The sequence below is a fragment of the Rhizobacter sp. P2_H2 genome (genome assembly GCF_056403375.1).
Genome location: NZ_JBFUFP010000315.1, coordinates 1 through 5,331 on the forward strand (window position 1 = coordinate 1; position 5,331 = coordinate 5,331).

A 5,331-nucleotide genomic window follows, 5' to 3' on the forward strand; every position below is an offset into this window, starting at 1 on the left:
GCTTCACGTCCTCGCCCTTCACCAGCGTGCCGTGGATGATGTCGAAAAAAGCCTCGACCATGTCCTTCGATTCGCGCTTGTTCAGGCCCAGCCGCTCGAACAGCAGCTCGGCCAGTTCGGCCTTGGTGAGCGTCGGCGTCTCGAGCGTCGGCAGCAGCACACGGGCCGGGGATTTGTCGTCGTTGTGGTCGTCCATCGCGGCCTCCCCTCAGCCGCGAAGGCGCACGCCGAGGCGGGCCTTCAGGCTGTCCAGCACCTTGTGCACGCCGGCCTCGATGCGCTCGTCGGTCAGCGTCGCGGCGTCGTCCAGCAGCTCGAGCCGGATGGCCAGGCTGCGTTCGCCGGCGGCCATGTCGGCGGCAGGCGTCGCCGGCTTGTAGATGTCGAACAGCCGCGCCGAGCGGATCAGGCCCGGGTCGACCGCCGCGATCGTGCCGATCAGCGCCTCGTGCGTGACCTGCTCTGCGGCGATCACCGCGATGTCGCGCCAGGCCGACTGCTGCTTCGGGATCGGCTGGAACTGCGGCAGCAGGCGCTGCTGCAGTGCCGAGGCGTCCAGCTCGAACAGCACCGGCGCCTGCGGCAGCTCGTACGACTGCCGCCACTTCGGGTGCAGTTCGCCGACGTGACCGATGGCCTGCCCGTCGACCTCGATGCGCGCCGAACGGCCCGGGTGCAGCGCCGGGTGCTCGGCGGCGACGAAGCTGACCGCCAGCGGCGCGAGCAGCGACTCGATGTCGCCCTTCACGTCGAAGAAGTCGACCTGGCGTTCCTTCGCGGCCCACTGCAAGGCATCGACCGGACCGTACGCGAGGCCCGCGACGCGCAGCGGCTGCGCGATGCCGGCCACGCTGAAGGCGCCGTTGGCGACCGACGCATCGCGCCGGAACACGCGGCCCGATTCGAACACCCGCACGCGCGTGGTCTTGCGCGCCAGGTTGAAGCGCAGCACGTTGACGAGGCCGCCGATCAGGCTCGAGCGCATCACCGACAGCGGGCTCGCGATCGGGTTCAGCACGCGGATCGGGTCGGCATTGCCGGCCAGCTCATGCTCCCAGCGCTCCTCGACGAAGCTGAAGTTGATCGTCTCCTGGTAGTCGAGGCCGGCCAGCAGGTGGCGCACCGCGTGCGGGCTGCGCTTCGATTCGCTGCGCACGCTGGCCGCCAGCGAGGCGAGCGGGCGCGTCGACGGCAGCGTCGGGTAGCCCAGCACGCGGATCACTTCCTCGATCAGGTCTTCCTCGATCAGCAGGTCGAAGCGCCAGCTCGGCGGCGTCACGGTGATCGTGCCTTCGGCCTGCGTGAACGGCAGGCCCAGCCGCTCCATCACGCCGGCGCACTGCGCCTGCGTCAGCGGCATGCCGATCACCTTCGCGGCACGCRCGACGCGCAGCGTGACCGGCTTGCGGGCCGGCAGCGCGACGGTCTGGTCGTCCATCGGGCCGGCCTCGCCGCCGCAGACCTCGAGGATCAGCTGCGTGATGCGCTCGATGTGCTCGACCGTCTGCGCCGGGTCGACGCCGCGCTCGAAGCGGTGCCCCGCATCGGTCGTGAAATTGAAGCGGCGCGAACGGCCCGACACCGCCTCGGGCCACCAGAACGCGGCCTCGACATACACGTTGCGCGTCGCATCGGACACCGAGGTCGCATCGCCGCCCATGATGCCGGCGAGCGACTCGACGGCCTCGGCGTCGGCGATCACGCCGACCGCGGCATCGACCTCGATCGTGTTGCCGTTCAGCAGTTTCAGCTGCTCGCCCGGCCGGCCCCAGCGAACCGTGAGGCCGTGGTGGATCTTGTCGAGGTCGAAGATGTGCGACGGGCGGCCCAGCTCGAACATCACGTAGTTCGAGATGTCGACCAGCGCAGTCACCGAGCGCTGGCCGCAGCGGGCCAGCCGATCGACCATCCAGGCCGGCGTCTTCGCGGTGGTGTCGACGTTGCGCACGATGCGGCCGGAGAAGCGGCCGCACAGGTCGGGCGCCTCGATCTTCACCGGCAGCACGGCAGCGTGCTTCACCGGCACCGGCGGGAACGCGGGCGACTTCAGCGGCGTGCCGGTCAGCGCGGCGACCTCGCGCGCGATGCCGAACACGCTCAGGCAGTGCCCGAGGTTCGGCGTCAGCTTCAGCGTGAACAGCGTGTCATCGAGCGACAGGTGCTTGCGGATGTCTTCGCCGAGCGGCGCGTCTTCGGCCAGGATCAGCAGGCCGCCGTGGTCCTCGGACAGTTTCAGCTCGCGCGCCGAGCACAGCATGCCCTGGCTCTCGACGCCGCGCAGCTTGCCGAGCTTGATCTCGAAGGGCTTGCCGTCCTCGCCCGGAGGCAGCACCGCGCCCACCAGCGCGCACGGCACCTTCAGGCCGGCAGCGACATTGGGCGCGCCGCACACGATGTTGAGCAGCGTGCCGCTGCCGACATCGACCTGGCAGACGTTCAGCCGGTCGGCATTCGGATGCCGCTCCAGCGACACGACACGCCCGACGACCACGTGGCTGAAGGGCGGCGCCACCGGGCGCAGCTCCTCGACCTCCATGCCGGACATCGTCAGCAGCTCGGCCAGGGCCTTCGTCTCAAGGGGCGGATTGCAGAACTCACGCAACCACGACTCGGGGAATTGCATTGATGGGTCTTCCGCTGGTTACTTGAACTGGCTGAGGAAACGCAGGTCGCCGTCGAAGAACAGGCGCAGGTCGTTGACGCCGTAGCGCAGCATCGCCAGGCGGTCGATGCCCGAGCCGAACGCGAAGCCGATGTAGCGCTCCGGGTCGAGCCCCATGTTGCGCACCACCTGCGGGTGCACCTGGCCGGAGCCGGAGACCTCGAGCCAGCGGCCCTTCAGCGGCCCGCTCTCGAACATGATGTCGATCTCGGCGCTCGGCTCGGTGAACGGGAAGTAGCTCGGGCGGAAGCGCAGCGCGAGCTCGCTGGTCTCGAAGAAGGCCTGGATGAAGTCCAGGTACATCGCCTTCAGGTCCTTGAAGCTGACGTTCTCGCCGATCCACAGGCCTTCGACCTGGTGGAACATCGGCGAGTGCGTCGCATCGCTGTCGACGCGGAAGGTGCGGCCCGGCGCGATCACGCGGATGTCGGGCATGTGCGGCTGGCCGGCGTACTTCGCGGCATGGGCGCGCGCATGGCGCACCTGCATCGGCGAGGTGTGCGGACGCAGGTTCAGCCAGTGGCCTTCGTCGTCCTTCATGTCGACGTAGAAGGTGTCCTGCATCGAGCGCGCCGGATGGTTCTCCGGGTTGTTCAATGCGGTGAAGCTGTACCAGTCGGTCTCGATCTCGGGGCCGTCGGCCACGTCGAAACCCATCGAACCGAAGATCGCCTCGATGCGCTCCATCGTGCGCGTGATCGGGTGCACGCTGCCGGTGCCGCGCTTGCGCCCAGGCAGCGTCACGTCGAGCGACTCGGCCTTCAGCTGCGCCTGCAGCTCGGCATCGGCCAGGCCCTGGCGGCGGGCGTTCAGCGCGGCCTCGATGCCCTGCTTCGCGGCGTTGATCTCGGCACCGCGCGACTTCTTCTCGTCGCCCGCGAGCCCGGCCAGCGACTTCAGCAGCTCGGTCACGCGCCCGGCCTTGCCGAGGTAGCGCGCCTTCGCGTTCTCGAGATCGGCGGGTGCAGTCGCCTGCGCGAAATCGGCGTGCGCGGCCTGCACCAGTTGATCGAGGTCGTTCATCGGTAGAGGGTGGATGGTCGGTTCAAGAAACAAAAAAGGCCGCACACGAGGTCGGCCTTGGAGAGCTTGCCCCAGCGGCTGCGAACAGCCTTCGGGGACTTGCGTGGCACCGGCTGCACAGGGTGTGCGCGAGCCGGCGCGATCACGACATCAAGCGAGCTGGGCCTTCACCTTCTCCACGATGCTGCCGAAGGCGGCAGGATCGTTGACTGCCATGTCGGCAAGAACCTTGCGGTCGATCTCGATCGACGCCTTCTTCATGCCGTTCATGAACTTGCTGTAGGTGATGCCCAGGCCACGGGCCGCGGCGTTGATACGCGCGATCCAGAGCTGGCGGAACACACGCTTCTTGGTGCGGCGATCGCGATAGGCATATTGCCCAGCGCGCATGACCGCTTCCTTGGCGATGCGGAATACATTCTTGCGACGGCCGCGGTAACCCTTGGCGAGTGCGAGAATTTTCTTGTGACGAGCGCGGGCTGTTACACCACGTTTGACGCGAGGCATGGATTACTCCTTCTGGAAGTGTTTCTGAAACCGTGAATCAGTGGTGGCAGATCACAGCCCGGCAAAGGGCAGCATCTGAGCCATGTGACCCATGTTGGTCTCGTGCACGCCGACGGCACCACGCAGGTGGCGCTTGTTCTTCGTGGACTTCTTCGTGAGGATGTGGCGCTTGAACGCCTGGCCCCGCTTGACGGTGCCACCCGGACGAACGCGGAAACGCTTCGCAGCGCTCTTCTTGGTCTTCATTTTGGGCATGACTGCTCCTTTTTAGTTGCTCCACCAGGCGCCCGCAAAGAACTTGCGGTCTTGTTGGCCTGGAGGGGCTTCTTGCAACGCGCCGGTGACCAGACCGGCGCGCTGAACTCTCAATACTTCAACGCTGTTGCGGTCTCAGCGCTTCTTCGGGCCGAGCACCATGATCATCTGGCGCCCTTCGAGCTTCGGCATGTTCTCGACGACGGCCACATCGGCCAGTTCGTCGCGAATGCGCTCCAGCAGGCGCATGCCGATGTCCTGGTGGGTGATCTCGCGGCCGCGGTAGCGCAGCGTGACCTTGCCCTTGTCGCCGTCTTCCTCGATGAAGCGGCGCAGGTTGCGCATCTTGATCTGGTAGTCGCCCTCGTCCGTGCCCGGACGGAACTTGACTTCCTTGATCTCGATGACCTTTTGTTTGGACTTCGCTTCCGCTGCCCGTTTCTGCTCTTGGTATTTGAACTTGCCGTAGTCCATCAAGCGGCAGACCGGCGGATCGGCCTGCGCAGCGATTTCGACCAGATCGACGTCCAGTTCACCCGCCATGCGCAGGGCTTCCTGGATGTTCACGATCCCGAGCGGTTCGTTCTCTACACCGTTGAGCCGCACCTCTGGCGCCATGATTTCGCGATTGAGGCGGTGCTTGCGCTCCACATTGGGAGTGCGACGGTCAGCAAAAGTAGCGATGGTTCTTACCTTTCACCGGACCCCGAGGCAGCGGAGCCCAAACTTTGGATGTCGATGAACGCCTGCGGGCAGGAGTTGCCTTACTTCAGGCCCGGTTGGCGATGTCGCTGGCGAGCTTCTTCGAGAAGTCGTCCAAGGGCATCACGCCGAGATCCTGGTTGCCGCGGGCACGCACCGCAACAGCCCCGATTGCCTTCTCC

Annotated in this window: 6 protein-coding genes; all 6 read right to left on the reverse strand. The window is 66.5% G+C overall.

Annotated elements, in window-relative coordinates; genetic code table 11:
- The coding region (locus AC1D15_RS16800; protein WP_477826865.1) for an HU family DNA-binding protein at positions 1–196 on the reverse strand (196 nt) is incomplete at its 3' end.
- 12 nt (positions 197–208) lie between these two features.
- Positions 209–2,623, reverse strand: a complete 2,415-nt coding sequence (gene pheT, locus AC1D15_RS16805; RefSeq protein ID WP_477826866.1) for a phenylalanine--tRNA ligase subunit beta — start codon at positions 2,621–2,623, stop codon at positions 209–211.
- 18 nt (positions 2,624–2,641) lie between these two features.
- Positions 2,642–3,685 carry a phenylalanine--tRNA ligase subunit alpha gene (pheS, locus tag AC1D15_RS16810; protein ID WP_047511795.1) on the reverse strand — a complete coding sequence of 348 codons (1,044 nt, stop codon included), beginning with the start codon at positions 3,683–3,685 and terminating at the stop codon, positions 2,642–2,644.
- A 150-nt stretch (positions 3,686–3,835) separates the two neighbouring features.
- On the reverse strand, positions 3,836–4,192 hold the full coding sequence (gene rplT / locus AC1D15_RS16815; protein ID WP_047511792.1) for a 50S ribosomal protein L20: 357 nt from the start codon (positions 4,190–4,192) through the stop codon (positions 3,836–3,838).
- 51 nt (positions 4,193–4,243) lie between these two features.
- Positions 4,244–4,447 carry a 50S ribosomal protein L35 gene (rpmI, locus tag AC1D15_RS16820; RefSeq protein WP_047511790.1) on the reverse strand — a complete coding sequence of 68 codons (204 nt, stop codon included), beginning with the start codon at positions 4,445–4,447 and terminating at the stop codon, positions 4,244–4,246.
- A 135-nt stretch (positions 4,448–4,582) separates the two neighbouring features.
- The gene (gene infC, locus AC1D15_RS16825) at positions 4,583–5,098 is read right to left on the reverse strand and encodes a translation initiation factor IF-3 (RefSeq protein WP_255358641.1); all 516 of its coding nucleotides are present in this window, start codon (positions 5,096–5,098) and stop codon (positions 4,583–4,585) included.
- Between the last annotated feature and the right edge of the window lie 233 nt (positions 5,099–5,331).

What these genes read in the sequence shown, in the direction of transcription:
- pheS (WP_047511795.1), bottom strand. Translation starts at nt 3,685, where the DNA reads ATGAACGACCTCGATCAACTGGTGCAGGCCGCGCACGCCGATTTCGCG.
- rplT (WP_047511792.1), bottom strand. Translation starts at nt 4,192, where the DNA reads ATGCCTCGCGTCAAACGTGGTGTAACAGCCCGCGCTCGTCACAAGAAA.
- rpmI (WP_047511790.1), bottom strand. Translation starts at nt 4,447, where the DNA reads ATGCCCAAAATGAAGACCAAGAAGAGCGCTGCGAAGCGTTTCCGCGTT.